This window comes from Devosia sp. MDV22-iso42 (assembly GCF_058629155.1).
On sequence record NZ_JBZVWR010000014.1, the window covers coordinates 110,672 to 135,473 of the forward strand.

At 65.1% G+C, this 24,802-nt stretch carries 22 protein-coding genes and 1 riboswitch; of the genes, 9 read left to right on the forward strand and 13 right to left on the reverse strand.

Annotated elements, in window-relative coordinates:
* Window positions 1–19 precede the first annotated feature (19 nt).
* From AC4NN3_RS17640 to AC4NN3_RS17665, 6 genes are all read left to right on the forward strand, one after another.
* Window positions 20–1,066, forward strand: a complete 1,047-nt coding sequence (locus AC4NN3_RS17640; RefSeq protein WP_491928394.1) for an extracellular solute-binding protein — start codon at window positions 20–22, stop codon at window positions 1,064–1,066.
* A 60-nt stretch (window positions 1,067–1,126) separates the two neighbouring features.
* Window positions 1,127–2,740 (forward strand): ABC transporter permease, encoded by a 1,614-nt coding sequence (locus tag AC4NN3_RS17645; protein WP_491928395.1) that lies wholly within the window; start codon window positions 1,127–1,129, stop codon window positions 2,738–2,740.
* 165 nt (window positions 2,741–2,905) lie between these two features.
* Window positions 2,906–4,387: an ABC transporter substrate-binding protein gene (locus AC4NN3_RS17650; protein WP_491928396.1), complete on the forward strand. Its 1,482-nt coding sequence runs from the start codon at window positions 2,906–2,908 to the stop codon at window positions 4,385–4,387.
* Window positions 4,388–4,558: 171 nt separating this feature from the next.
* Window positions 4,559–5,512 carry an ABC transporter permease gene (locus AC4NN3_RS17655; RefSeq protein WP_491928397.1) on the forward strand — a complete coding sequence of 318 codons (954 nt, stop codon included), beginning with the start codon at window positions 4,559–4,561 and terminating at the stop codon, window positions 5,510–5,512.
* Window positions 5,509–6,345 (forward strand): ABC transporter permease, encoded by an 837-nt coding sequence (locus tag AC4NN3_RS17660; protein WP_491928398.1) that lies wholly within the window; start codon window positions 5,509–5,511, stop codon window positions 6,343–6,345. The genes AC4NN3_RS17655 and AC4NN3_RS17660 overlap by 4 nt, the downstream gene beginning before the upstream one ends.
* Window positions 6,335–7,930 carry a dipeptide ABC transporter ATP-binding protein gene (locus AC4NN3_RS17665; RefSeq protein WP_491928399.1) on the forward strand — a complete coding sequence of 532 codons (1,596 nt, stop codon included), beginning with the start codon at window positions 6,335–6,337 and terminating at the stop codon, window positions 7,928–7,930. The genes AC4NN3_RS17660 and AC4NN3_RS17665 overlap by 11 nt, the downstream gene beginning before the upstream one ends.
* A 38-nt stretch (window positions 7,931–7,968) precedes the next feature.
* Here the strand turns inward: AC4NN3_RS17665 and bglA are convergent, their stop codons facing one another.
* The 12 genes from bglA to ribD form a co-directional block, all read right to left on the reverse strand.
* Window positions 7,969–9,639: a beta-galactosidase BglA gene (gene bglA / locus AC4NN3_RS17670; RefSeq protein WP_491928400.1), complete on the reverse strand. Its 1,671-nt coding sequence runs from the start codon at window positions 9,637–9,639 to the stop codon at window positions 7,969–7,971.
* A gap of 67 nt (window positions 9,640–9,706) precedes the next feature.
* Entirely contained in the window at window positions 9,707–11,020 is a 1,314-nt protein-coding gene (locus tag AC4NN3_RS17675) for a GH1 family beta-glucosidase (protein WP_491928401.1), read from the reverse strand.
* 96 nt (window positions 11,021–11,116) lie between these two features.
* Complete coding sequence (locus AC4NN3_RS17680) at window positions 11,117–11,389, reverse strand: hypothetical protein (RefSeq protein WP_491928402.1); 273 nt, start codon at window positions 11,387–11,389, stop codon at window positions 11,117–11,119.
* 35 nt (window positions 11,390–11,424) lie between these two features.
* Complete coding sequence (locus AC4NN3_RS17685) at window positions 11,425–12,501, reverse strand: Mrp/NBP35 family ATP-binding protein (RefSeq protein ID WP_491928403.1); 1,077 nt, start codon at window positions 12,499–12,501, stop codon at window positions 11,425–11,427.
* A 156-nt stretch (window positions 12,502–12,657) separates the two neighbouring features.
* Window positions 12,658–13,311 carry a fructose-6-phosphate aldolase gene (fsa, locus tag AC4NN3_RS17690; RefSeq protein ID WP_491928404.1) on the reverse strand — a complete coding sequence of 218 codons (654 nt, stop codon included), beginning with the start codon at window positions 13,309–13,311 and terminating at the stop codon, window positions 12,658–12,660.
* Window positions 13,312–13,395: 84 nt separating this feature from the next.
* A complete protein-coding gene (locus AC4NN3_RS17695) occupies window positions 13,396–14,580 on the reverse strand; it encodes an amino acid aminotransferase (protein ID WP_491928405.1) in 1,185 nt (394 codons plus the stop codon).
* Between the two features lie 71 nt (window positions 14,581–14,651).
* Window positions 14,652–15,584: an electron transfer flavoprotein subunit alpha/FixB family protein gene (locus tag AC4NN3_RS17700; protein ID WP_491928406.1), complete on the reverse strand. Its 933-nt coding sequence runs from the start codon at window positions 15,582–15,584 to the stop codon at window positions 14,652–14,654.
* Window positions 15,584–16,354: an electron transfer flavoprotein subunit beta/FixA family protein gene (locus AC4NN3_RS17705; RefSeq protein WP_491928407.1), complete on the reverse strand. Its 771-nt coding sequence runs from the start codon at window positions 16,352–16,354 to the stop codon at window positions 15,584–15,586. Before AC4NN3_RS17705 ends, AC4NN3_RS17700 begins: the two co-directional genes overlap by 1 nt.
* Before the next feature lie 270 nt (window positions 16,355–16,624).
* On the reverse strand, window positions 16,625–17,068 hold the full coding sequence (ribH, locus tag AC4NN3_RS17710; protein WP_491928408.1) for a 6,7-dimethyl-8-ribityllumazine synthase: 444 nt from the start codon (window positions 17,066–17,068) through the stop codon (window positions 16,625–16,627).
* A complete protein-coding gene (gene ribB, locus AC4NN3_RS17715) occupies window positions 17,061–18,281 on the reverse strand; it encodes a 3,4-dihydroxy-2-butanone-4-phosphate synthase (protein ID WP_491928409.1) in 1,221 nt (406 codons plus the stop codon). The genes ribH and ribB overlap by 8 nt, the downstream gene beginning before the upstream one ends.
* Window positions 18,257–18,865 carry a riboflavin synthase gene (locus tag AC4NN3_RS17720; RefSeq protein ID WP_491928410.1) on the reverse strand — a complete coding sequence of 203 codons (609 nt, stop codon included), beginning with the start codon at window positions 18,863–18,865 and terminating at the stop codon, window positions 18,257–18,259. Before AC4NN3_RS17720 ends, ribB begins: the two co-directional genes overlap by 25 nt.
* Window positions 18,846–19,889, reverse strand: a complete 1,044-nt coding sequence (ribD, locus tag AC4NN3_RS17725) for a bifunctional diaminohydroxyphosphoribosylaminopyrimidine deaminase/5-amino-6-(5-phosphoribosylamino)uracil reductase RibD (protein WP_491928411.1) — start codon at window positions 19,887–19,889, stop codon at window positions 18,846–18,848. The genes AC4NN3_RS17720 and ribD overlap by 20 nt, the downstream gene beginning before the upstream one ends.
* Window positions 19,890–19,978: 89 nt before the next feature.
* A riboswitch (FMN riboswitch) is annotated at window positions 19,979–20,126 on the reverse strand.
* 296 nt (window positions 20,127–20,422) lie between these two features.
* Here ribD and AC4NN3_RS17730 point away from each other — a divergent pair.
* Genes AC4NN3_RS17730 through AC4NN3_RS17740 form a run of 3 tightly spaced genes read left to right on the forward strand, consistent with a single transcriptional unit; the run spans window position 20,423 to window position 22,998 of the window.
* A complete protein-coding gene (locus tag AC4NN3_RS17730; protein WP_491928412.1) occupies window positions 20,423–21,592 on the forward strand; it encodes a M20 aminoacylase family protein in 1,170 nt (389 codons plus the stop codon).
* Between the two features lie 16 nt (window positions 21,593–21,608).
* On the forward strand, window positions 21,609–22,673 hold the full coding sequence (locus AC4NN3_RS17735) for an AbrB family transcriptional regulator (RefSeq protein ID WP_491928413.1): 1,065 nt from the start codon (window positions 21,609–21,611) through the stop codon (window positions 22,671–22,673).
* 25 nt (window positions 22,674–22,698) lie between these two features.
* Window positions 22,699–22,998 carry a hypothetical protein gene (locus tag AC4NN3_RS17740; RefSeq protein ID WP_491928414.1) on the forward strand — a complete coding sequence of 100 codons (300 nt, stop codon included), beginning with the start codon at window positions 22,699–22,701 and terminating at the stop codon, window positions 22,996–22,998.
* Between the two features lie 73 nt (window positions 22,999–23,071).
* Here the strand turns inward: AC4NN3_RS17740 and AC4NN3_RS17745 are convergent, their stop codons facing one another.
* On the reverse strand, window positions 23,072–24,715 hold the full coding sequence (locus AC4NN3_RS17745) for an alpha-amylase family glycosyl hydrolase (RefSeq protein ID WP_491928415.1): 1,644 nt from the start codon (window positions 24,713–24,715) through the stop codon (window positions 23,072–23,074).
* Window positions 24,716–24,802 lie beyond the last annotated feature (87 nt).

A 24,802-nucleotide genomic window follows, 5' to 3' on the forward strand; every position in this document is an offset into this window, starting at 1 on the left:
TTGCGCCCTGGAGAAAGCCATGACCCATTCCACACGCCTTGCCGCCGCCCTGCTGACCTCGGTCGCCATGGCCGGCGCTACCGCCCCCGCCTTTGCCCAGAGCGGTGAAGTCAACATCTACAGCTATCGCGAGCAGAGCCTGCTGCAGCCGCTGCTGGACCGGTTCAGCGCCGAGACCGGGATCAAGGCCAATGTGCTCTATGCCGGCGATGGCCTGCTGGAGCGCCTGGCCGCCGAGGGCGAGCTGTCGCCTGCCGACGTGGTGCTGACGGTCGATATCGGCAATCTGGTCGGTGCCGAGGAGCAGGATCTGACGCAGCCCATCACCAATCCGGCGCTGGCCGAGCGCGTGCCGGCCGCCTTCCGTGACGATGACGGCAACTGGACGGCACTTTCGCTGCGCAGCCGGGTTTTCTATGTCTCCAAGGACCGGGTCGACGCCACGGCGCTGACCTATGAGGACATTGCCGGGTCCGAATGGAAGGGGCGCCTCTGCACCCGTCCGGGCGACCATGCCTACAATATCGGCCTGATCGCGCACTACATCGCCGTCAATGGCGAGGACAAGGCCCGTGAATGGCTGACCAAGGTGCGCGACAACCTGGCCTTTGCCCCCGACGGCAATGACCGCGGCCAGGTCAAGAACATCCTTGACGGCACCTGCGACCTGGCGATCGTCAACACCTACTACATGGGCGCCATGCTCAACAACGAGGCCGAGCCGGAGCAGAAGGACTGGGCCAATGCCGCCCGGATCATCTATCCCAATGCCGAGGAGAACGGCACGCAGGTGAACGTGGCCGGCGGCTTCATCGCCAAGCATGCCCCGAACCCGGACAATGCCAATGAGCTGATCGGCTTCCTGCTGTCGGACGAGGCGCAGGGCATCTATGCCGACACCAATTATGAATTCCCGGTGGTGGCAAGCGCGCCGATCAACGATCTGGTACTCAGCTGGGGTACGCTGAAGCCGTCGCCCGTGCCGCTGACCGAAGTGGCCGCCAATCGCGGCGCTGCGGCAGCGCTGGTCGACGAGCTGCGCTTCAACGAAGGTCCGCAGAACTAAAGGGACAGACCCATCTCGCACGCAGTCGCTGATCGCCGTGATGGTCAGACCGGCAGGGCCTTGGCCCTGCCGGTCGTTCCGCTTTTGCTGGCCGGCCTGATGGGCCTGCCCATTGTCTGGCTGGGCTGGTCGGCGCTCGGTTCGATCGCCTCGGGCAGCAATGGACTGGCGGCTACCATGCTGCCGACCGCCCTGCGCGAGACAGCGCTTCTGATGGCCTCGGTGGGGGTGCTGACGGGCTGTGTCGGCCTGATCGCCGCCTGGCTGGTGACGCATTACGAGTTTCCGCTACGACGGCTGTTTGACTGGGCGCTGGTGCTGCCGCTGGCCGTGCCTACCTATCTGGCGGCCTATTGCTATGTCGAGGTGCTGGGCTTTACCGGCCCGCTGCAGACGGCGCTGCGGGCGGTCAACGGGGCGACGACGCTGCGCGAATACTGGTTTCCCGACATCAGGAGCCAGTGGGGCGCGGCGCTGGTGCTGTCGAGCGTGCTTTACCCCTATGTCTATGTCGCCTGCCGGGCTTTTTTCCTGATGCAGTCGGCCTCGCTCAATATCGCGGCGCGCACGCTGGGCGCGGGCGGCATGCGCACGTTCTTCACGGTGACGCTGCCGCTGTCGCGGCCGGCGCTGGTGGTCGGGGTGACGCTGGCGATGATGGAGGTCGTCAATGATCTGGGCGCGGTGCAGTATTTCGGCATCAATGCCATCACCGCGATCATCTATTCGACCTGGATCAACCGCTCCGATTTCGGCGGCGCGGCGCAGCTGGCAGTGACGGTGGTACTGGTGATTGGCCTGTTGATCGCTGCCGAACAGCGGGCCCGGCGTGACCGGGTCTATCTGGCGCGGCGCGACAGTCGGGTGCCACCGGCGCGCGAGCCGCTGTCGGGGATGCGGCGCTGGAGCGCCTTTGCCTTCTGCCTCATGCTGCTGGCGCTGGGCTTCGGCATTCCGGTGGGCCAGCTGACCTATCTGGCGTTTCGCATGGTGCTGCCCGAAACGGTGAGCCTGACGGTCAATGCGCTGATCCCGACGCTGATTCTGGCGAGCCTGGGCGCCATCATCACGGTGGTGATGGGGCTGGTGGCGGCCAAGCTTAGCCAGCGCAGCGGCAGCATGGGACGCGGGGCGATCCGGCTGGCGACGCTGGGCTATGCCATTCCCGGCACGGTGCTGGCACTGGGCCTGCTGCAGCCGCTGGGCCAGGCCGACCTGTGGTTCAACCGGATGACGATGGCGCTGGCCGACTGGCGGCCCGGGCTGATCCTCTCCGGCTCGATGGCGGCACTGCTCTATGTCTATACCATCCGCTTCCTGGCGGTGAGCCATTCGACGCTGGACGCGGCCATCAAGAAGCGCGGCGACGCCATGCTCGATGCGGGCCGGGTGCTGGGCGAAGGCCGGCTGGGCCTGTTGCTGCGCATCGACCTGCCGACGCTGATGCCGGCCATTCTGAGCGCCGGCACGCTGGTCTTTGTGGAAATCGTCAAGGAATTGCCGGCGACGCTGCTGCTGCGGCCGCTGGGCGTGGAGACGCTGGCGACACTGGTCTATGCGCGGGCAAATGTCGGACTTTTCGCCCAGGCGGCGCTGCCCGCACTGTTCATCGTGCTGGCCGGGCTTATCCCGGTCATTCTTGCTACGAGACTGGGCGATCGTAGGAAAGTATAACCTGGCAGCCGCTGCCTATTGAACGGACTTCGGCTATATGCTTACCGCTTATGGGAGCCGGTGCCTCATGCACCGGCGCGGCTGATGGGAAGGGCAAGGGCTGGCAATGCGCCAATCCGCACCCGAGCCGCCTGGCGGGTAACCGCAGAACTTGGAGTTCGCTTGATGAACAAGACGTTGCAGGCTGTCGGCCTGGCCATGATGCTGGGCACGACCCTGGTGGGCGGAGCCCTGGCGCAGCCGACCGAAATCCGCATCGGCGTGACGCTGGAGCCGCCGGCGCTGGACCCGACGGCGGGCGCGGCGGCAGCCATCGACGAGGTGGTGTATCAGAACGTCTTCGAGGGGCTGACCCGTATCGACCAGACCGGAGCGGTACAGCCCGGACTGGCGGCGAGCTGGACCATTTCCGAGGATGGCCTGACCTATACCTTTGCCCTGCATGACGGGGTGACCTTCCATGACGGCAGCAGCTTTGATGCCGAGGACGTCAAGTTCAGCCTGGAGCGGATCAATGCGGCGGACAGCGCCAATGCGCAGAAGGCGCTCTATGCCAGCATTGCCGAGGTCACAGTGATCGATCCGCTGACGGTGAAGATCACGCTCAGCCAGCCCGACGGCCTGTTCCTGTTCAATCTCGGCCGCGGCGATGCGGTGATCGTGGCGCCCGAAAGCGCCGCCAACAATGCCGTCGAGCCGATCGGGACCGGCCCCTTCGCCTTCACGCAGTGGGACCGGGGCAGCCGGTTGATGCTGCAGCAATACGGGCCCTATTGGGGCGACAAACCGGCACTGACCAAGGCCACCTACGTGTTCATCGCCGACTCGGCAACCAAGACCAATGCCCTGCTGGCCGGCGACATTGACGGCGCCAACAATGTGGCCGCCGATACCATTGCCCTGTTCGAGGGCAATCCGCAGTTCCAGGTGACGGTCGGCTCGACCGAGGGCGAGACCATCCTGGCGACCAACAACAAGAAGCCACCCTTCGACAACCTCAAGGTGCGCCAGGCGATTGCCCATGCCATTGACCGGCAGGCGGTGATCGATGGCACGACCGACGGCTATGGCGTGCCGATCGGCAGCCATTTCGCGCCGCACCATCCCTATTACCAGGACCTGACCGGCACCTATGCCTACGATCCGGAAGCCGCCAAGGCCCTGCTGGCCGAGGCCGGCTTTGCGGACGGCTTCAGCGCCACGCTGAAGCTGCCGCCACCGCCCTATGCCCGCATTTCGGGGCAGATCATTGCCAGCCAGCTGGCGGCAGTGGGCATCCGGGTGGAGCTGATCAATGTGGAATGGGCGCAGTGGATCGAGGACGTCTTCACCAACAAGGACTACGACCTGTCGATCATCAGCCATGTGGAGCCGTTCGACATTGGCATCTATGCCAATCCCGACTACTATTTCGGCTATGACAATGCCGAATTCCGCACGCTGATCGACACCCTCAATGCCACCACAGACGATTCCGAGCGGAAGGCCCTCGCCATCGAGGCGCAAGAGATCATCGCCCGCGATGCGGTCAATGGCTATCTGTTCGAATTGCCGCAGATCGGGGTGTGGAACAGCAAGATCGAGGGCTTCTGGCAGAATGCCCCCATCGAGGGCGTGGTGCTGCGCAACATCAAGTGGACTGAATAGCGCGCGTGGTTTTGTGGGTGTGAAGACCCCCACCCTCATTCCCTCCCCACAAGGGGGAGGGAAGCCCGCCTGGCGCGCGGCCATGATTGTGCGCTTGAGCGAGACCCCATCGTCTCCCTCCCCGCTGTGGGGAGGGATGACAGGTGGGTATTCGCGGTCCCTGAAGCTTTCATGATCCTTTTCATCCTTCGTCGGCTGGTCGGCTTTGCCGTGACGCTGCTGGTGGCGGCCCTGGCCATCTTCTGGCTGCTCGACCTGCTGCCGGGGGATCCGGCCCAGTTCACCCTGGGCATCAATGCCACGCCCGAAGCCGTGCAACTGCTGCGCCAGCAGATGGGGCTCGACGCCCCGGCTCCTGCCCGCTTCCTGAGCTGGGTCTGGGGCATGCTGGGTGGCGATTTCGGCATGAGCCATACGCAGCGGGCCCCGGTGGCGGCGCTGATCTGGGGGCGGCTGGGGGTGACGGTGCCGCTGGCGCTGTTTGCCATGGGCCTGTCCATGGCGGTGGGGCTGCCACTGGGCATCCTGGCGGCGCGCCGGCGCGGCAAGGCGCTCGACACCACCATCATGGTGCTGGCCCAGACCGGGATTGCCGTGCCCGGCTTCTGGCTAGGCATGCTGCTGGCGCTGTTGTTTGCGGTCAACCTGCGCTGGCTGCCGCCGGGCGGCTTCACGCCCTGGCACGAGAATGCCGGCGCCGCCCTGCGCAGCCTCGTCCTGCCCAGCCTGGCGCTGGCGCTGCCGCAGGCATCAATCCTGGCGCGGGTGATGCGCACGGCACTGGTGGATGTGACGGGGCAGGACTTCATCCGCACGGCCCGGGCCAAGGGACTGACCATGGGTGAGGCGGTGTGGCGGCACGGCGTGCGCAATGCGCTGCTGCCGGTGCTGACCATCCTGGGACTGCAATTTGCCTTCCTGATCGCGGGGACGATCATCGTCGAGAACGTGTTCTACCTGCCCGGGCTGGGGCGGCTGATCTTTACCGCGATCTCGGAACGCGACCTGATCCTGGTGCGCGGCGCCACGATGATCCTGGTCATCGCGGTGACACTGACCATGCTGCTGACGGACCTGGCCTATGGCCTGGTCGATCCGCGCCTGCGCGAAGGCGCGGGTGCATGAGGCGGCTGCTGGCCCATCCCAGCCTGGTCGTGGGCATGGGCGCGACGCTGCTGTTTGCCCTGCTGGGGCTGGCGTCGCTGGTGTGGACGCCGTTTCCGATCGCCGAGATCGATATCGGAAGGCGGTTCCTGGGGGTGACGGGCCAGCACTGGCTGGGCACCGACAATCTGGGCCGCGACATGGTCTCGTTGCTGATGGCCGGCACGCTGACCAGCTTCATGGTCGCTGCGGTTGCGGTGGCGATCGGGGTCGGCCTGGGCGTGCCGCTGGGGCTGGCAGCGGCGGCCTGGGGCGGGCCGGTGGAATGGCTGGTGCTGCGCCTGTCGGACTTCATCTTTGCCTTTCCCGCGGTGGTGGTGGCCATCCTGATCACGGCACTGACCGGGCCGGGGGCGCTCAACGCCATCATCGCCATCGGCATCTTCAACATTCCGGTCTTCGCCCGGGTGGCGCGCGGCGGCGCGCTGAGCATTGCGACGCTGGATTTCGTCGCCGCCGGGCGGCTGGCCGGGCTGGGCAATACGATGATCGCCTATCGTCACCTGCTGCCCAATATCATCAGCCTGATCATCGTGCAGGGCACGATCCAGATGTCGCTGGGCATTCTGGCGGAAGCGGGCTTGTCCTATATCGGCCTGGGGACCCAGCCGCCCGCGACCAGCCTTGGCCTGATGCTGCGCGATGCGCAGGGGGTGTTCCTGATCCATCCGTGGCTGACATTGGCGCCGGGCCTGGCCATCGTGCTGATCGTGATCGGCCTCAACCTGGCGGGAGACGGGCTGCGCGACGCCATCGATCCGCGCCTGCGACAGGTGCAGACCAATGTTGCTTGAGGTAGAGGGCCTGTCGGTCCGGTTTGGCGCCAGCGAGGCGGTGGCCGATGTCAGCCTGGCGCTGGCGCAGGGCGAGCGCTTCGGCATTATCGGGGAAAGCGGTTCGGGCAAGACGCTGACGGCGCTGGCGATCACCGGCCTGTTGCCCGAAGGCGCCGAGATGGGCGGCAGCATCAGGCTGGACGGGGCGCCCCTGCCCCGGTCGGAACGCGAGATGGCCCGGCTGCGCGGAAGGCGGATCGGCATGGTGTTCCAGGAGCCGATGACGGCGCTCAACCCGCTGATGCGGATAGCGGCGCAGATTGCCGAGGCGATTGCGCTCAACCCCGGTGGCATGACCGACAGCGCCGTGCCGCAGCTGCTGGCTGAAGTGGGACTGACCGAGCGGCAGGGCGAGCGCTTTGCGCACCAGCTGTCGGGCGGGCAAAGGCAGCGGGCGATGATTGCCATGGCGCTGGCCGGACAACCCGACATCCTGATTGCCGACGAGCCGACCTCGGCGCTGGACCTCGTCACCCAGCGCCGCGTGCTCGACCTGATCGCCGATATCTGCGCGCGCCGGCACATGGCGCTCCTGTTCATCAGCCATGACCTCAAGGCCGTCGCGGCGCTGTGCTCGCGCGTGCTGGTGATGCATGAGGGGCGCGTGGTGGAGAGCGGCCCGGCGGAGGCGGTGTTCGGGGCGCCGCGCGAAGCCTATACGCAGCGGCTCGTGGCGGCGTCGCGGCTGGACCTGCCCGCGCTGGCACGTGCGCCGATTGGCGAAACGCTGCTGCGGGTCGAGGGGGTCACGCGCACCTATCGGCAGGGCGGCGGACTGTGGTGGCGCCGCATGCCGGTGCGCGCGGTCAATGGCGTCAGCCTCAGCGTCGGCGCGGGCGAGTGCCTGGCTTTGGTGGGACCATCGGGCTGCGGCAAGACCACCCTGGCCAAGATCATCGTGGGGCTGGACAGCGCCAGCGGCGGCAGGATCGTGCTGGGCGGGCAGAGCTATCGCGGCAAGGACCTGCCCAGGTCCCTGCGGCGCGACGTGTCGCTGGTGTTCCAGGACCCGTTCGGCAGCTTCAACCCGCGGCTGACGCTGGCCGCGTCGCTGGCGGAGCCGCTGCGGCTGGAGCCGGGGCTGTCGCCGGCAGCAGTGGTGGCGCGGGTGGTGGAGGCGATCGAAGCGGTGGGGCTCGATGCGGCCATGCTGGCGCGCTATCCGCACGAATTTTCCGGCGGGCAAAGGCAGCGACTGGCCATTGCCAGGGCGCTGGTGACCCGGCCCAAGCTGGTGGTGCTGGACGAGCCGGTATCGGCGCTGGACATGTCGGTGCGCGGCGAGGTGCTGGCGCTGCTGGCGCAATTGCAGGCCCGGTTCGGCCTGACCTATCTGCTGATCAGCCATGACCTCGACATGGTGGCAGCCATGGCCGACCGGGTGCTGGTAATGGAGGCCGGCAAGATCGTTGAAGAGGGTCCGCCGGCGCAGATTTTCGCGCAGCCGCAGCATCCGTTGACGCGCGCCCTGGTGGCGGCGCGCCTGCCCGAGATCGGCCGGCCGGGACAGGCTGCGGCGCGCCCGCTGCCTACCTCCCCCTAACGGGGGAGGTGCCGTTCGCCGGGCAGGTCATGATCTGACTAGCTCAGCACGCCAATATAGGCGCCGAAGGGTTCAAGATCGATTTCGCCATCGATGACCGCGGCGATGACGCCGGGGCAGTCGGCACTGGTGGGCTGCATGCCATCGGGCAGGCGATAGGCAGCGGCGGCTTCGGCCATGTTGAAGACGCAGACCAGGCGTTCGTCGCCGTCCTGGCGGATGAAGGCGAGCACATCGCCCTGCAGCGGCAGCAGTTCGATGCTGCCCTTGGCCAGAGCGGGATGGGCTGTGCGGAAGGCGAGCATGGCGCGATAGAATTCGAGCACCGACCCCTCGACGTCGCGCTGGGTATCGACCGCATGGGTCAGGTGCTCGGCGGGCACGGGCAGCCAGGTGCGCTCGGCGGTCGAGAAGGCGCCATTGCGGACATGGGCCTGCCAGACCATGGGGGTGCGGCAGCCGTCGCGGCCCTTGAATTCGGGCCAGAACTCGATGCCATAGGGATCGACCAGGTCGGAGAAGGACAGTTCGGCCTCCTTGAGGCCAAGTTCCTCGCCCTGATAGAGGCAGACCGAGCCGCGCATGGACAGGATCAGCGTGGCGGCCAGGCGGGTGAAAGCAGCTTCCTGGCCGTGCACCGCCCAGCGGCTGACATGGCGCACCACGTCATGATTGGAGAAGGCCAGGCAGATCCAGCCGTCGGGCGCCTGGGCCTCGGTCAGTTCGATGGCGTTATGGAAGTGGCCGGCCGAGAACGCGCCACCCAGATAATCGAAGGTATAGGCCATGTGCAGCATGTCATCGCCCGAGGTGTACTGGGCCATGATTTCGAGCTGGTGCTGGCTGTCGCCGATTTCGCCCACCGTGGTGCGGCCGGGATATTCATCGAGCAAAGCGCGCAGGCGGCGCAGGAAAGCCAGATTTTCCGGGCGCGACTTGTCGTAGACGTGCTCCTGGAAATTATAGGGGTTCACGGCCGGGGCGGTGGACGCATTGAAATCCTCGGCCTTGACCACGGGATTGGATTCCAGGCCGGTCGAATGGAAATAGAAGTTGACGGTGTCGAGGCGGAAGCCATCGACACCGCGCTCGAGCCAGAAGCGCATCTCGCCCAGCAGGGCATCCTGCACGGCGGGGTTGTGGAAGTTCAGGTCGGGCTGGGAGACCAGGAAATTGTGCAGATAATACTGCATGCGGCGGCTGTCCCAATGCCAGGCGGAGCCGCCGAAAATGGAGAGCCAGTTATTGGGCGGGGTGCCATCGGGCTTGGGATCGGCCCAGACATACCAGTCGGCCTTGTCATTGGTGCGCGACAGCCGGCTCTCGGAGAACCAGGCATGCTTGTCGGAGGAGTGTGAGATGACCTGGTCGATGATGACTTTCAGACCCAGCGAATGGGCCTTGTTCACCAGATGGTCGAAATCCTCGAGCGTGCCGAATGTAGGGTCGATGTCGCGATAGTTGGACACGTCATAGCCGAAATCCTTCATCGGCGAGGTGAAGACCGGCGACAGCCAGATGGCATCGACACCCAGATCGGCGACGTAATCGAGGCGGCTGGTAATGCCGACCAGGTCGCCGATGCCGTCACCGTCCTGATCCTGGAAGGAGCGCGGGTAGATCTGGTAGATGACGGCGCCACGCCACCAATCGGGATCGATGATGGTATCGACCGTCTTGGGTGACGACATAAAGGGACTGGCAGTCATGGCGGGCTCCGGGTCGGCGGTTAACGCCAACCCTTAGCACCACGACCGGCCCGGCCGAAAGCCCGGTTCACCTTGTATTGTGCAACAGGCCCTGAAAGGCGCGGTAGCTGGCTTTGGGGGTGCGCTGCTGGGTTTCGTAGTCGACATGGACGATGCCGAAGCGTTTGTTGTAGCCCTCGGCCCATTCGTAATTGTCGAGCAGCGACCAGGCGAAATAGCCTCTGACATCGGCGCCCTGGGCGCGGGCGTTGAGGACGGCCTTGAGGTGTTCCTCGTAATAATTGACGCGGCGCGGATCGTCGCTGCCCTCGACCTCGGCCATGCCGTTCTCGGTGACGTAGATGGGCAGCCTGGTATAGTCATTGGAGACGCGCACCAAGAGGTCACTCAAGCCCTTGGGGTAGATTTCCCAACCGATATCGGTCTTTTCGAGCGGACCCTTGACCTGCTCGGCCGGGATGCCGGGCTTGTCCGAGGCCTGGTAGATGCCGCGGGTGTAGTAGTTGATGCCGAGCCAGTCGAGCGGCCGCGAGACGACGGCCATGTCGTCCTGGTAATTGGCGGGAAGGTAATCGGCCAGCCACTCGGTCATGCGCTGAGGGTACTGACCCTTGAGCACGCCCTCGAGATACCAGCGGTTGAACACGGCATCGCCGAAATCGGCGGCGGCCAGGTCTTCGGGCTTGTCGGAAGCGGGTTCGGATTTTTCGAGGTTGAGCACGATGCCCAGGTTCCTGGCGCCATTGGCGCGCAGGGCGTCGATGGCGGTGCCATGGGCGAACAGCACGTGGTGCATGGCGCGGGCGGCGGCGCGCTTGTCGCGATAGCCGGGGGCATGGGCGCCCAGATAATGGCTGAGGAAGGCGACGCACCAGGGCTCGTTGATGGTGGCGGTGGCCTCGAGCCGATCGCCGAACTTCTGGGCGACCAGAGCGGCGTAGTCGGCGAACCAGGACGCGATGTCGCGGTTCATCCAGCCGCCCTTGTCCTGCAGCGCCGAAGGCAGATCCCAGTGGTAGAGCGTGGCATAGGGCTTGATGCCGCGTTCGAGCATGCCATCGACCAGGCGATCGTAATAATCCACGCCGGCCTGGTTGACGGCGCCGGTGCCCTCGGGGATCAGGCGCGGCCAGGCGAAGGAGAAGCGATAGGCGTCAAAGCCGCCATCGCGGATGAGATCGAGATCCTGCGGCCAGAGTTCGTAGTGGTTGCAGGCCACCGCACCAGTATCGCCACCATGCACATTGCCGGGGGTGGCAGAGAAACTGTCCCAGATGGAAGGACCACGACCATCGCGCTGGCCGCCCTCGATCTGATAGGCGGCGGTGGCGACGCCAAAGGTGAACTGGGGTCCGAAATCCTTGCGGTCGATCGAAAACATCTACGCTCCTTAGCGGCGCTGCGCCCTGAATTGGGCACAGGCGATAGCGCAGAAAAGCTGGTTATGCAATCGATTGCGGACGGCAGATCGGCCGGCTCAGATGTACCATTTGGTGGATTCGGTCTTGGCCTTGGCCTCGGCTGCCATACGGGTCTGAATGACCCGGGCCAGAAGATTGGACTGGTCGGGCCCGCTATTGGCAGTGACAGTACCGATGGTGTTGCGCAGGGTGTCGGACTTGGCCAGGGTGTTCTGCGCAGCGGCGCGACGCGCCTCGGAGCGCGCCTCGGCAAGGTCGGCCGCATCGGCACGCTTGGCGCGCTGCATCAGGATAGCGTCGTAGCCGCTGACTTTCTGGATAATGGCCATGGGACAATAATGCCGCCAGCCGGCTTAACAAATCCCTAACGGGGCGCGGCCAGCCGGGCCAGGATGTAACGGGCGATGGAACGATAGGCGGCGGCTTCCGGGCCGTCCGGCGCGGCGACCACGGGCGGGATGCCGGCATCGGAGCCCTCCCGGATCGACATGACCAGCGGCACGGCGCCGAGAAAGGGCAGGCCCAGATCGACCGCGGCCCGCTCGGCGCCGCCGCTGCCGAAGATGTCGTAGCGATTGCCAGTATCGGGAGCGATGAAATAGCTCATGTTTTCGACCAGGCCCAGCAGCGGGACCTCGAAACGGCGGATCATATCGATCGCCTTTTTGGCATCGATCAGGGCCAGGTCCTGGGGGGTCGAGACGATGACCACGCCATCGACAATGGCCTGCTGGAACAGGGAAATCTGGATATCGCCGGTGCCGGGCGGCAGGTCGATGACCAGGACGTCGAGACGGCCCCAATCGGTCTCGCGCAGCAGCTGGCGCAGGGCCGAGGTGGCCATGGGGCCGCGCCAGACCACGGCCTGGTCCTTGACCAGCATGGAGCCGATCGACATGGCCTTGAGGCCGAAGGCGGCATGGGGCGAGAAGATGCCATCATCGCGGATGGCCGGCTGGCCTTCAAGGCCGAGAAGCTTGGGAATGGAGGGGCCATAGAGATCGGCGTCGAGAATGCCGACACTGAGACCCTCGGCCTGCAGCGCCAAAGCCAGGCTGACCGCGGTGGTGGACTTGCCGACGCCGCCCTTGCCCGAGCCGACGGCGATGATGCGGCGGATGCCAGGCACCGCGGTCTTGCCGGCGGGGACCGGCTTGCCGTGCGAGAAGGTGGGACCAGCCTTGGTCGGGGGCTTGCCGCCGGTCAGCGAGACCATGATCTTGCGCGTGCCGGCGACGGCCTGGGCGGCCTGCTGGGCAGCCTCGCGGGCGGGGCCGAAGGCGGCCTCCATGCCCGGCGCCACGGCGATGGCAAAGGCCACGGCCGAGGGCGTGACGATGATGTCGGAGAGGCCGGCATAGCCAGCCAGATCACCGCCGCCCGGGATTTCGACAGCGGCGAGCGCGGACTTGATGGCGGCGGCAAGATCGGTATCGGCCATGGGGGCGGCTTTCGGTTGGTGCGGTGGCGCAACGACCACCGTGTCATCCCGGCGCAGGCCGGGATCCATCCTGACATCTAACCGCGCAGATTTTGCTCAGGATGGACCCCGGCCTGCGCCGGGGTGACAACGCGTTCCTGGTTGGTCGCGTCGATCCTAGAGGATCGACTGGCCAGTGGCCTTCCAGTCCTTGAGGAAGCCTTCGATGCCCGCATTGGTCAGCGGGTGGTTGGCCAGCTTGCGGATCACGTCGGGTGGGATGGTGGCGACGTCGGAACCGGCCAGGGCAACCTGGGTGACGTGGTTGGGCGAGCGGATCGAGGCGGCCAGGATCTGGGTCTCGAAACCGTAGTTGTCGTAGATCTGGCGGATGTTCTCGATCAGCTCGACGCCATCGAGATTGATGTCATCGAGGCGCCCGAGGAAGGGCGAGATATAGGTGGCGCCGACCTTGGCAGCCAGCAGGGCCTGGTTGGCCGAGAAGCACAGCGTGACATTGGTCTTGATGCCCTTGTCGAAGAAGTACTTGGTGGCCTTGAGGCCAGGCAAGGTCAAAGGCAGCTTGATGACGACGTTGTCGGCGATCTTGGCGAGGTGCTCGCCCTCGGCGATCATCCCGTCATATTCAAGGCTGGCGACCTCGGCCGAGACCGGGCCGGGGACCAGCGCGCAGATTTCGGCAATGACTTCCTTGAAGTCACGGCCGGACTTGGCGATCAGCGACGGGTTGGTGGTCACGCCGTCGAGGAGACCGGTCTCATAGAGCTCCTTGATGTCCTTGATTTCCGCAGTATCGACAAAGAACTTCATGGTTCCCTCCTAATTGTCGTCAAACTTGCCCGTCGGGCAAAAGGTGTAGCACGGCAATGACTTGCCGCAAGGCCCGGACCGGACCTATTTGATGGCGGCCAGCAAGGCATCGGCCAGGTCGCCAACGCGATCCTCGGGGATGCCGGCGACATTGATGCGACTGTCCCCAATCATATAGATGCCGTTGGCGGCTTTTAAATGTTCAACCACCCCATTTTCGAGCCCGAGCAGCGAAAACATGCCGCGATGGGCGGCGATGAAGTCGAAATCGGCCGAATTGGACTTGTTGCGGATCGCCTCGCTGAGCTTTTCGCGCAGACCGATCATGCGGTTGCGCATCAGGTCGAGCTCGGTCTCCCATTCGGCGCGCAGCTCGGCGTCCTCGAGAATGGTGCGGATGATCTCGGCACCATGATCGGGCGGCTGACTATAGGCGCCGCGGATGATGTTGAGCAATTGCGACTGGGCGATATCGGCCTCGGCCCCGTCGCGCGCCACCAGGATGGCCGCGCCGATGCGTTCGCGGTACAGCCCGAAATTCTTGCTCCCCGAGAATGCTACCAAAGCTTCGGGCACCGTGGACAAGATTTTGCGCGTGCCATAGGCGTCGGCGTCGATGCCATCGCCGAAGCCGAGATAGGCCAGGTCGATGAAGGGCAAAGCGCCGGTGCGGACCAGGCTTGAGGCGACCATATCCCATTGATCGGGCGTGAGATTTGCGCCCGTGGGGTTGTGGCAGCAGCCATGCAGCAGCACCACATCGTCCTTGCCCAGGCCGTCGAGCGCGGCCAGCATCTGGGCGAATTTGACGCCGCGGGTCTGGGTGTCGAAATAGGGATAAGTCTTGACCACGAGGCCGGAATTTTCGGCGATGGGGTTGTGGTTGGGCCAGGTCGGGTCGGAAACCCAGACGGTGGCGCCGGGGCGGGCGCGGTTGATCAGCTGCATCAGCACCCAGAGCGAGCCGGTGCCGCCGGGGGCCTGGGCGATGCGGACGCGGGCGCGGTCGATGCTGTCGCCCAGCACCAGATCGAGCACGGCAGCGCCGAAGCCCTTGTTGCCGGCAATGCCGAGATAGGTCTTGGTCTTGCCCTGGGCCAGGATGCGCGCCTCGGCCTTTTTCACCGAGCTCATGATCGGGGTGGTTCCCTGCTCGTCCTTGTAGACGCCGACGCCGAGATCGATCTTGGTGGGGCGCGGATCGGCCGCGTATTCGCCCATGAGCGCCAGAATCTTGTCGCCGGGGGCCTTGGTGAGAGTCTCGAACATGATGGGAGTCGTTCCGGTGGGAGGCGGGCTTGTTATAGGCGGCGGGGCAGAATTTGCAATCGCTACGCGGCTCAGCGGGAAATGCCGAGATGATCCAGTTCGGCAATCAATTGTGGAACGATTTCAAAGAGATCGCCAACCAGAGCCAGGTCGGCCAGCTTGACCAGCGGCGCCTCCGCATCGCTATTGATGGCGACAATCTTCCTGGCGCCCTGGATGCCGGCCAGGTGCTGCAGCGCGCCGGAAATGCCGATGGCGACGTAAAGGTCGGGGGCGATGATCTTGCCGGTCTGGCCGATCTGCCAGTCATTGGGGGCGTAGCCGGCATCGACCGCGGCGCGGGTGGCGCCGACCGCGGCGCCGAGCTTTTTGGCCAGCTGTTCAATGAGCCCGAAGTTCTCGGCCGAGCCCAGCGCGACGCCGCCGCCGATGACGATCTGGGCGGTGGCGAGGTCAGGCGTGTCGCTCTGCGTGCGGTGGCTGGCCAGCAGTGTGACTGCAGAATTGAGTGCCATATCAAGCACTTCGATGGGCGCAGCGGTGTCGGTGGTGGCGGCGGCGCGGAAGGCCGAAGCGCGCAAAGTGAGGATGTGCGTTGGCTGGTTGTCGGTGACGGTCTGGACGGCATTGCCGGCATAGATGGGCCGCTCGAAGCGATTGGGCCCGAGAATGGCGACCACGTCGGTGACGGGCATCAGATCGAGCCTGGCGGCCAGACGGGGCATGCGATCCCTACCCACACTTCCTGCACTCTGGATAACGTACTGATAACTTTGAGCCAGCATTTCGATAACCGATGTGTCGGCATCGGACGCCGAAATGCCGGAAACAACTTGTACTTTCCGAACATGGGCGAGCGTGGCGGCCGCCGCGGCGACCTGTTGGGCGTGATCGCCGATGACCAGAAGGTCGATCGGCCCCAGCACGGAAGCGCCCTCGATGACCCGGGCGGTGGAGGGCGAGAGAATGCCGGCATCATGATCGGCAATGACCAATACGCTCATTACAGGGCCTCCATCTGGGAAACGTCCTCGGCGATGAAGGCAGCCAGCTCGGCAACCGAGCCGACGGTCCTTCCTGCCACGCGCTCGGCGGGCGGGGAGATCTTTTCGATGGTGAGGCGGGGCGCGAGATCGACGCCGAACTCGGCGACCGGGCGGACGGCGAGCGGCTTGGAGCGCGCCTTCATCACCATGGGCAAGGCCGCATTGCGCGGCGTGTTGAGGCGCAGGTCGGCGGTCACGATAGCCGGCAGCGGCAGCGACAGGGTTTCGCGGCCGGAATCGATCTCGCGGGTGACCTCTATCCCCTCCCCCACCAGCTTGATCGCGGAGGCGAAGGTGGCCTGGGGAAGGTCGGTGAGGGCGGCGAGCATCTGGCCGACGTGATTGCTGTCATCGTCGACGGCCTGCTTGCCGAGCAGGACGAGGTCCGGCTGTTCCTCGGCGACCAGTTTGGCCAGCAGCTTGGCAATGGTGAGGGTTTCGAGCTCGGCATCGGTTTCGACCAGAATACCGCGATGGGCGCCCATGGCCAGGGCGGTGAGGATGACGTCGGTAGCGCCTTTGGGCCCAATGGAGACGACAACCACCTCTGTGACGTTTTCTTGCCCCTGCCCGGCTTCGGCTAGCTGCACGGCGGCTTCCACCGCATGCTTGCAGAAGGGGTTCATCGACAGGCGCACGCCAGCGGTTTCGACGCCGGTGCCATCGGGGCGGACGCGGATGCGGACATTGTGATCGACGACGCGCTTGATGGCGACCAGGATTTTCATGGCAGACTCCGGGCTGTTGGGCGGTGTCATGACAAATCGCGGCCGGGCGGACAAGGCGCGAAGGGGGAAATTTGGGCCAAGGATGGCAGGAATGTTGGAAAAGGGTGCCTGGGGGCGAAGAGCTGTCGCCCAATACAGCCATCCTCACCGTCGGCCAGGGGTGGGGAGGGGAAAGGCGGCTTTATAGCCGGCAGTTCAATCTAGCAGACGTTGATAAGCTCGCCGACCGGCTGTCCATAGGGAGGCTTATCGAGCACCACCGGTGAGAGCTTAGCGGGCAATGGAGCGGAGCGTGCCCAGCGCGTCCAGGCAAGCGGCGGCAGCTTCCCGACCCTTGTTGTGTTCATCCTTGCGGCTGCGCAGGATGGCTTGTTCGTCAGTGTAGGTCGTCAGAATGCCGAAAGTGATAGGCTTGCCGGTTTCCAACCCCACCTGCATCAACCCATGGGCGGCGGCCTCGCTGATATATTCGAAATGCGCCGTATCGCCCTTGATCACGCAGCCCAGGCAGATCACGCCATCGAAGCCCGCCTGCGCAAGGCGCTTGGCGATGAGCGGAATTTCAAAGGCGCCGGGGGCAGAGTAGATGTTGTCCGGCGCAATCGTCATCCCGTTCTCGGCCAGATAGGCCAATGCGCCGTCGCGCAGGCCATGGGTGACATCGGGGTTGAACTGGCTGACGATCAGGGCCAGGCGGGGTGTGGTTTCAGACATTGAAGTTCTCCTGTTGTTGATGAGCGAAGGTGTGACCGAGTTTGTCGCGCTTGGTTGCGAGATAGCGCCAGTTATGGGGATTGGCCGGGATTTCCAGCGGCACGCGGACGGCGACCTCAATGCCGAACTGTTCCAGGGAAAGAGCCTTGTCCGGATTATTCGACAACAGTCGCAGGCGCTCGATGCCCAGGGCCCGCAGAATTTGTGCAGCGATGCCATAGTCGCGGGCGTCGGGCGCAAAACCCAGGGCAGTATTGGCCTCCACCGTATCGTGTCCCTGGTCCTGCAGCGCATAGGCGCGGATCTTGTTGGCAAGGCCAATGCCGCGCCCTTCCTGCCCGCGCAGATAGATCAGCGCCCCGCCATTGCCAGTCGCAATCTGGCGCAGCGCTTCCTGCAATTGCGGTCCGCAGTCGCAGCGCAACGATCCCAGCGCATCGCCGGTGAGGCATTCAGAATGCAGGCGCACCAGCGGCGTGCTGCCCAGCGGATTGCGGAGCAACGCCAGATGCTCGGTGCCGTCCAGGCGGCTGCGAAAGGCCCGAACCTCCAGGGGGACTGGAGAATGCTGGGTAGGCAACTCGGAGCGTGCCACCTCGTCCACCAGCGTTTCGGTGGCAATGCGATGGGCAATGATGTCCTGAATGGTGAGGATCGGCAGCTTGTGATCCCGAGCGAAGATATCGAGATCGGGCCGCCGCGCCATTTCTCCGTCATCACGCATGACCTCACAGATGACGCCTGCGGGCTTGAGCCCGGCCAACCGCATCAGATCGACCGCCCCTTCTGTATGCCCGTTGCGCGCCAGCACGCCGCCCTCGGCGGCCCGTAGCGGAAACACGTGTCCCGGCGAGGCAATGTCGGTGGACCTGACCTGTGGGTCCGCCGCAACCTGGACAGTCCTGGAGCGGTCATGGGCCGAAATGCCCGTGGTGATCCCCTCGACGGCCTCGATGGACACGGTGAAGGCCGTTGAGCGCCGGGCCCGGTTATTGGCCACCATTTGCGGCAGCCCCAGCCGATCCACCTGCCCACCGGTGAGGGCAAGGCAAATGAGGCCACGACCGTAGCGGGCCATGAAATTGATGGTTTCGGGCGTGGCGAATTCGGCGGCGACGACCAGGTCGCCTTCGTTCTCGCGATCTTCGTCATCAACCAGGATCACCATGCCGCCTTGGCGCAGCTGGTTCAGGGCTTGAGATAGGGCAGACATAGTCGCTCCACATATTTGGCCATCACATCGACCTCGACATTGAGTTCATCGCCGATGGCGAGGCGGTGCAGATTGGTGTGCTCCCAAGTGTGGGGAATGATTGTGACGTGCACCGCGACACCATCCGGCCTGGCCTCCAACCCATTGATGGTCAGGCTGATGCCATTGAGGGCAATTGATCCCTTTTCGACGCAATATCGTCCCAGCGCCGCAGGCAGCAGGAAGACATGCTTCCAGGCGCCCTCGGCTGCCTCCCGCTCAGTCAGGCGTGCCAAGCCATCGACATGGCCCTGAACCAGATGACCGGAAAGCCGGGTGTCGAGCGTCACCGCGCGCTCCAGGTTTGCCTCAACGCCGATGGTCAACCCGCCCAGATTGGTCCGCGCCAGCGATTCCGGGCTGATGAAGAAGCGGGCGCGGCCCGCGACATCAAACTGGGAGACGGTCAAACAGACGCCGTTGACGGCAATGCTCTCGCCCAGCGCCAGGTCGGCCCAGCCGCTGTCCAGCTCGATTTCCAGCGAACCGCCGCTGGGCGCCGCCAGGGTCACGCGTGCGCGCTTTTCAATAATGCCTGAAAACATCGGCTTCCTTTTGGTTTAGGTCGGTTTCACGGGAGGTGTTTCGTCGAATGGTCACCCGGTCGGTGCCGTCCGGATGAGCGGCCCGCTCGATCAGCACATGTCCGTCCCAGAGACCTGCATCGAGCAGGCTTCCGGTCAGTGCCGGCCCGGCTTCGACCAGAGCCGCCATGCCGCCCGCCGCGCCGATCATGGCCAGCGCTTCATGCACGTCGCGCACCAGGTACACGGCAAAGCCGCGCTGCCGGGCGGCCGAGACATAGTCGTCGGCAACGCGCCCCCGGCGGTCGAGAATGACCAGCATGCGCTGCTTACCCGGATGATCGGGAACCCGGCGGACCGTGAACAGCGGACCGTCGGCGAGCACGGTCCCTGAACCGGTCAGGATGGCATCGGACTGCCGCCGGAGTCGGTGCGCCAGGTCCAGGGATACGGCGCTCGTGAACGTCTTGCGCCCCGCCGGAGGGATCATGCTACCGGCTGACGAAACCGCCTGCTTGATGGTGATGAAGGGCAGTCCGGTTCGGCTTCGCTTGGCAAAGGGCGCCAATAGACGCTCGGCATCGGCGTGCAACGCCGTCGCTGCAGGATGGTCGAGATCGGCCAAAAAACGTACGCCAAGGCCCGCTGCCTGCAGGCGTTCGGCTCCGCCGCCTGCAACCTGGGGATTGGGGTCGCGGCGGGCAATCCAGACCTGCCGGGCGCCAGTCGCCAGAATGGCCTCGGCGCAGGGCGGCGTGCGCCCATGGTGGTTGCAGGGTTCAAGGGTTACGACGACCGTGTCGATGGCCCCAGCCACCCCGGCAGCGCTTGCCCCCGCGATGGCTTGCGCCTCTGCATGAGGCATGCCCGCCCGCTGGTGTGCGCCTTCGGCGAGCGTCTGTCCCCCAGCATCGAGCAGCACACAACCGACCGGCGGATTGGGCGCCGTTGCGCCTTCATGGGCCCGGGCAAGGGACAGTGCACGCGCAAAGGCATCAGCGATGCGCTGCGGTGAAACACCTTGGGTGGTAAATGTTGCGGTCATGCCCATCTCGTCGCCTGTTCAGACGAGTTTCAGGGCAAATGACGACACGCACGCGCTCTCCGCTGAGCGGAAAGCGCGCGGGCACGATCATCGGTTCTCTTCCATCCGGACTATACCGTCGGCCCCGGAATTACACCGGGTCTGCTGACCCCATCCCAAAGGATGGGCGCTCGCGGGCTGATGTGCCTAAGCACAATTACCGCCGGTGGGGAATTTCACCCCGCCCTGAGAACTCTGTTCGACAAGTAGGAGATGCAGCTATTCGGATCAAGAGGGAACAAGGGGGTAACCTGCTATCGCCACCGGCTGTGACCGGTTTTGGGAAAACCGGGATTGGGCGAGAATGACCGAGTTGGGCTCGGTTGCGGGCAATCGCTGGTGACTGGTTGGCGATGCCCCGTGGACAGGCGCTGGCCCTGCCGCTCCCAAACGCTCCGCTTGGTCGCATGGCGCGGGGCTGGGGAAAGGACTAGTGTTGACGGCTTGGATTGGGACAGCGACACTGACCCAGAACCGACCTATTGGACTTCCTTATGCCCGTGCTCAACCGTATTGCCGAGTTTGCCGACGAAATCGCCGCGTGGCGGCAGGATTTTCATGCGCATCCGGAGATCCTTTATGCGGTGGAGCGGACGGCAGGAATCGTGGCGGACAAGCTGCGGGCATTCGGCTGCGACGCGGTCGTGACCGGCATCGGCGGCACGGGCGTGGTCGGCATCATCAATGGCCGGAGCAATGGCAGCGGCCGCACCATCGGGCTGCGGGCCGATATGGATGCGCTGCCGATCACCGAAAAGACCGGCGCGGCTTATGCCTCCACGGTGGACGGCAAGATGCATGCCTGCGGCCATGACGGGCATACCGCCATGCTGCTGGGCGCGGCGAAATACCTGGCGGAAACGCGCAATTTCGACGGCCGCGTCGCGCTGATCTTCCAGCCGGCCGAAGAGGGCGGCGCCGGCGCCAAGGCCATGCTGGACGACCGGCTGGTGGAAAATTTCGGCATCGACGAGTTCTACGGCATGCATAACTGGCCGGGCATGCCGGCGGGGCAGTTCGGCATTCGCGCCGGGGGCATCATGGCGGCGACCGACCGCTTCTATATCGACATTACCGGCCAGGGCGGGCATGCGGCGCGGCCGCAGACCACGGTGGACCCGATCATCGTGGCGGCCAACATGATCGTGGGCATGCAGGCGATCGTGTCGCGCAATGTCGATCCGCTGGCCAGCGCCGTGCTGTCGGTTACCATGCTGGAGGCCGGCGAGGCGGACAATGTGATTTCGCGCACGGCCAAGATCACCGGCACGGTGCGCACGCTGGACCTGGGCGTACAGGACCTGATCGAGCAGCGGCTGGCCGATTTCGTGCCGCAATTTGCCAAGAGCTTCGGCGCCACGGCCAGCGTGCGCTATGCGCGCGGCTATCCGGTTACGGTCAATGCGCCCGAGCAGACGGCCTTTGCCGCCGAGGTGGCGCGCGAGATCGCCGGGCCCGAGCGCGTCGACGCCGAGGCGCCGCCCTCGATGGGCGGGGAGGACTTTTCCTTCATGCTGGAGCGGCGGCCGGGGGCCTACATCTTTGTCGGCAATGGCGACAGCAGCGAGTTGCATACCGACAGCTATGATTTCAACGATGCGATCATTCCAGCGGGGACGAGCTACTGGGTGCGGCTGGCGGAACGGGCACTACCTGTGGCGTAGCACGGCGCCACGATTGATGACCATTTCCATGCCGGTCCTTGCCAAGATTATGCCCGTGCTGCTCACCCTGCTGGTTTCGGCGGCGGGGGGCGGGATCGCGACACTGCTGGGGCTGCCGGCGGGGTGGCTGATGGGCGGGGCGCTGGCGGTGGCCGTGGCGGCGATTGCCGGGCTGCCCATGGTGATGCCCGACCGGCTGCGCGACCTGGCGTTCCTCCTGGTGGGCATGTCGATGGGGGCCAGCGTGGCACCGGACAGCCTGGCGCTGGTGGCAAGCTGGCCGGTGACGATCCTGGCGCTGGCGCTCGAACTGGTGATCATCGTGGCGGCGACCGGCTGGATGCTGGCAAAGGTGTTCAAGCTCGATACCGGCACGGCCTATCTGAGCTCGTTTCCCGGCCACCTGTCCTTCGTGCTGGGGATCGCCTCGTCGGGGGTGGGCGATGCGCGGCAGATCGTCATCATCCAGGTGATCCGCATCATGATGCTGACCATCTGCGTGCCGATCGGGGCGCTGTTCCTGCCGATCGACCATTTTGCCCCGGCGGTGCCGCTGGGCTATCTCGATATCGGGGAATTACTGGCGCTGGCGGCGCTATGCGTAGCCGTGGGGCTGGTGTTCGTGCGGCTCAAGGTGCCGGCCGGCTTCGTGCTGGGCGCCATGGCGGCGGCGACGGCAGCCAAGCTGGGCGGGCTCTATACCGAAGCGCTGCCGGGGCCGCTGGTGACGGTGACCTTCATCCTGACCGGGGCGCTGATCGGCTCGCGCTTTGCCGGCATCACCCGGGGCGAGCTCATCACCGCCGCCAAGGGCGGTGTGGTGGCGACAGCCATGACGGTGGGCATTGTCAGCCTGATCGCCTTTCTGGCGAGTCTGGTGGTCGACATGCCCTATGGCCAGATCTGGCTGGGACTGGCGCCGGGGGCGCTGGAGGGCATGGGTGCGCTGGGCATTGCGCTGGGCTATGATACGGCGTTCATTGCCGCCCACCATGTGCTGCGCCTGCTGATGCTGACGCTGGCAATTCCGGCCGTGGTGGTGCTGATCCGGCGGCGCGAAACTGCCACAATTGATGGCTAGATTCAGGCCAAATGGAGACCCTGATATGTTGCGTACTACTCTGGCGGCGCTTGCCGTAACCCTGCTGGCCACCGTGCCGTCCTATGCCGTGATGTGCCAGGACACGGGCAATGTGATGTCGTTCGAGTATATGGTCGGCGACGAGATCAAGGTCAACGAGGCCGATCGCAACGATTACGACCTGACCGAACTGCGCCAGCGTGGCGTGGATGCGGTGCGCGTCGAGCGCTGGGGCAATTGCGTGCGGGCCTATGTGCGCCTGCCCGACGGCACCCAGGAAATGCAGTTCTTCAATCCAGGCAGCTATACCCGCGCCTACGAATAGGCGGATCGCAGACCCCCTACCCCCCGATTGACCCGGTCGGCGCTGCACGCGCCGGCCGGGTTTTGTCTTGCGGTCAGGTCAGATCGCTGATGGCGGCGGTGCTGGAGACATCGATGGCGATGAAGGCATAGCCATTGGGACCGAGGCGCAGGCTGGCATCGGCCAGCACGGCGCGTTCGGAGACCGGCTCGAGCATGGTGCCCTCATGCAGGCCGCTGACGGCAACGGCCTGCTCGTTGGGCGAAAGGTTGAAGACGCAGAGCATGGCGCCGGTGTCGGTGGCGCGGCGGAAGGCCAGGATCGGCTCGGCCAGGTCGAAGAAGCCGATATCGCCCAGCGCCAGCACGGGATGGGCTTTGCGCCAGGCCAGAAGGGTGCGGTAAAAGGCCAGGGTCGAGGCCGGATCGGCCTGCTGGCTGGCGACATTGAGCACGGATTGCGGCGGCTTGACCGGCAGCCAAGGCGTACCGGTGGTAAAGCCATTGGGCGGATTGCCCTGGTCCCAGGGGATGGGCGTGCGGCAGCCGTCGCGGCCCTTGTCCTGCGGCCAGAAGCGGATACCGCGCGGATCGGTGAGTTCCTCGAACAGCAGCTCGGTTTCGGGCAGGCCCAGTTCCTCGCCCTGATAGAGGCAGACCGAGCCGCGCAGCGACAGCACCAAAGCAGCAGTCTGGTCGGCCAGCTCGCGCGGGTTGAGCGCATGCTCGGCCCAGCGGCTGACATGGCGCGGCACGTCATGGTTGGAAAAGCTCCAGCACGGCCAGCCATCGGGGCCGATGGCGAAGAACTTCTCGATGCGCGAGCGGAAGTGCTCGGCGGTGAATTCGTGGCCGAGGAAATCAAAGCCGTAGCACATGTGCAGCGTGTCGCCGCCCGAGGTATATTGCGCCATCAGCTCGACCGACTGGTGGCTGTCGCCGACCTCGCCCACCGAGGTGGTGCCGGGGAACTGATCGAGCAGCGCGCGGACGCGGCGCAGGAAATCGAGGTTCTCCGGCTGGCTCTTGGAATACTGGTGGATCTGCATTTCGTAGGGGCTGGTGGCCAAAGGCAGATGTTCCTCGACCGGATTGGCCGGGTTGGAGCGCAGCTGCTGGTCGTGGAAATAGTAGTTCACCGTATCGAGGCGGAAGCCGTCGACACCGCGCTCGAGCCAGAAGCGCATGACATCGAGCACGGCATCCTGCACGGCGGGATTGTGGAAGTTGAGGTCGGGCTGGCTGATCAGGAAATTGTGCAGATAATATTGCCGGCGGGTGCCGTTCCATTCCCAGACGCTGCCGCCGAACACGGCCGGCCAGTTGTTGGGCGGGGAGCCATCGGGCAGCGGATCGGCCCAGACATACCAGTCGGCGCGGGCGTTGGTGCGCGACAGGCGGCTTTCCTTGAACCAGGCATGCTGATCGGAGGTGTGGCTGACGACCTGATCCATGATGACCTTGAGGCCGCGGGCATGGGCCTGGGCCACCAGGGTGTCGAAATCCTCGAGCGAGCCGAAGAGCGGATCGATCTCGCAATAGTCCGAGACGTCATAGCCCATGTCGGCCTGGGGCGACTTGGTGATGGGCGACAGCCAGATGCAGTCGACGCCGAGGCTGGCAATGTGGTCGAGCCGGGCGATGATGCCGGGCAGATCGCCGATGCCATCGCCATTGCTGTCCTGGAACGAGCGCGGATAGACCTGATAAATTACGCCGCCACGCCACCATTGCGTCATCTGTCCGCTCCGTCATTAGCTTGTCTGAATCGGCCATCTGGCCGAATTTGGCGGCGAACCTATCTGGTCCGTCGCGCCAAGGGAATC

What these genes read in the sequence shown, in the direction of transcription:
- AC4NN3_RS17640 (WP_491928394.1), top strand. Translation starts at nt 20, where the DNA reads ATGACCCATTCCACACGCCTTGCCGCCGCCCTGCTGACCTCGGTCGCC.
- AC4NN3_RS17650 (WP_491928396.1), top strand. Translation starts at nt 2,906, where the DNA reads ATGAACAAGACGTTGCAGGCTGTCGGCCTGGCCATGATGCTGGGCACG.
- AC4NN3_RS17655 (WP_491928397.1), top strand. Translation starts at nt 4,559, where the DNA reads ATGATCCTTTTCATCCTTCGTCGGCTGGTCGGCTTTGCCGTGACGCTG.
- AC4NN3_RS17660 (WP_491928398.1), top strand. Translation starts at nt 5,509, where the DNA reads ATGAGGCGGCTGCTGGCCCATCCCAGCCTGGTCGTGGGCATGGGCGCG.
- AC4NN3_RS17665 (WP_491928399.1), top strand. Translation starts at nt 6,335, where the DNA reads ATGTTGCTTGAGGTAGAGGGCCTGTCGGTCCGGTTTGGCGCCAGCGAG.
- bglA (WP_491928400.1), bottom strand. Translation starts at nt 9,639, where the DNA reads ATGACTGCCAGTCCCTTTATGTCGTCACCCAAGACGGTCGATACCATC.
- AC4NN3_RS17675 (WP_491928401.1), bottom strand. Translation starts at nt 11,020, where the DNA reads ATGTTTTCGATCGACCGCAAGGATTTCGGACCCCAGTTCACCTTTGGC.
- AC4NN3_RS17680 (WP_491928402.1), bottom strand. Translation starts at nt 11,389, where the DNA reads ATGGCCATTATCCAGAAAGTCAGCGGCTACGACGCTATCCTGATGCAG.
- AC4NN3_RS17685 (WP_491928403.1), bottom strand. Translation starts at nt 12,501, where the DNA reads ATGGCCGATACCGATCTTGCCGCCGCCATCAAGTCCGCGCTCGCCGCT.
- fsa (WP_491928404.1), bottom strand. Translation starts at nt 13,311, where the DNA reads ATGAAGTTCTTTGTCGATACTGCGGAAATCAAGGACATCAAGGAGCTC.
- AC4NN3_RS17695 (WP_491928405.1), bottom strand. Translation starts at nt 14,580, where the DNA reads ATGTTCGAGACTCTCACCAAGGCCCCCGGCGACAAGATTCTGGCGCTC.
- AC4NN3_RS17700 (WP_491928406.1), bottom strand. Translation starts at nt 15,584, where the DNA reads ATGAGCGTATTGGTCATTGCCGATCATGATGCCGGCATTCTCTCGCCC.
- AC4NN3_RS17705 (WP_491928407.1), bottom strand. Translation starts at nt 16,354, where the DNA reads ATGAAAATCCTGGTCGCCATCAAGCGCGTCGTCGATCACAATGTCCGC.
- ribH (WP_491928408.1), bottom strand. Translation starts at nt 17,068, where the DNA reads ATGTCTGAAACCACACCCCGCCTGGCCCTGATCGTCAGCCAGTTCAAC.
- ribB (WP_491928409.1), bottom strand. Translation starts at nt 18,281, where the DNA reads ATGTCTGCCCTATCTCAAGCCCTGAACCAGCTGCGCCAAGGCGGCATG.
- AC4NN3_RS17720 (WP_491928410.1), bottom strand. Translation starts at nt 18,865, where the DNA reads ATGTTTTCAGGCATTATTGAAAAGCGCGCACGCGTGACCCTGGCGGCG.
- ribD (WP_491928411.1), bottom strand. Translation starts at nt 19,889, where the DNA reads ATGACCGCAACATTTACCACCCAAGGTGTTTCACCGCAGCGCATCGCT.
- AC4NN3_RS17730 (WP_491928412.1), top strand. Translation starts at nt 20,423, where the DNA reads ATGCCCGTGCTCAACCGTATTGCCGAGTTTGCCGACGAAATCGCCGCG.
- AC4NN3_RS17735 (WP_491928413.1), top strand. Translation starts at nt 21,609, where the DNA reads ATGACCATTTCCATGCCGGTCCTTGCCAAGATTATGCCCGTGCTGCTC.
- AC4NN3_RS17740 (WP_491928414.1), top strand. Translation starts at nt 22,699, where the DNA reads ATGTTGCGTACTACTCTGGCGGCGCTTGCCGTAACCCTGCTGGCCACC.
- AC4NN3_RS17745 (WP_491928415.1), bottom strand. Translation starts at nt 24,715, where the DNA reads ATGACGCAATGGTGGCGTGGCGGCGTAATTTATCAGGTCTATCCGCGC.